This window comes from Bacteroidota bacterium, from assembly GCA_039821555.1.
Lineage (GTDB): Bacteria > Bacteroidota > Rhodothermia > Rhodothermales > Rubricoccaceae > JBCBEX01.
This window is the reverse complement of the sequence record JBCBNX010000064.1, coordinates 1-656: the sequence shown is the minus strand read 5'-3', so window position 1 is coordinate 656 and position 656 is coordinate 1. Positions and strand designations below refer to the sequence as shown.

The 656-nt window shown below is 66.5% G+C and carries 2 protein-coding genes; both read right to left on the bottom strand.

Going from position 1 to position 656, the window contains the following annotated elements:
* A partial coding sequence (locus AAFU51_18860; GenBank protein MEO1573304.1) for a hypothetical protein occupies positions 1-206 on the bottom strand: 206 nt, incomplete at its 3' end.
* Positions 203-656: response regulator transcription factor (locus AAFU51_18855; GenBank protein MEO1573303.1), on the bottom strand; the 454-nt coding region annotated here is incomplete at its 5' end. The genes AAFU51_18860 and AAFU51_18855, both read right to left, overlap by 4 nt.

The window sequence follows — 656 nt, the reverse complement described above, 5'->3', positions numbered from 1 at the left end:
GCCTTCTTTCCGCCGCCCTCTCTGTCCCGAACGATCGCAGCGACGCGCGCGGCGAGGGCGGCGGACAGAAGGCTCCGGTCGAAGACGTCGGCCGCGGTGCGGCGCGCGTTGTTCAACTGCCAGAGCCCGGCGAGGATCGCGACCGTCATGAGCGGCAACAGGATTATGAGGGTCAGGCGCAGCCGAAGCGAAATGGCGCGCGTCATGGATCTTCCGCCTTTAGCGCGTAGCCGATCCCGCGCATCACGCGAATGGTCACGCCATGCCCGGCGAGGCGTTTGCGCAACCGCGAGACGTAGACCTCGATAACTTTCTCGTCCGTCGCGCTGCCAGTGCCATAGACGAGATCGAGCAGGCGTTCCTTGCTGACGGCGGCGCCCCTCGTTTCGGCGAGACCGGCAAGTACGGTCAGTTCGCGGCGGGGCACATCGAGCGGCTGGTCGCCCACGCTGAGTTGCAGTGGCTCAAGATCGAGCGTGAGTTTCCCGATCGCGATCCGGCGCCGGGGCGGAGTGGCCTTGCGGCGTCCGAGCGCGCGGATGCGGGCCACCAGTTCATCCATCGCGAATGGCTTGACGAGGTAGTCGTCAGCACCTGCGTCCAGGCCGTGTACCCTGTCTTCGGTCGCGACGCGCGCTGTCAAAAGGATCACCGGA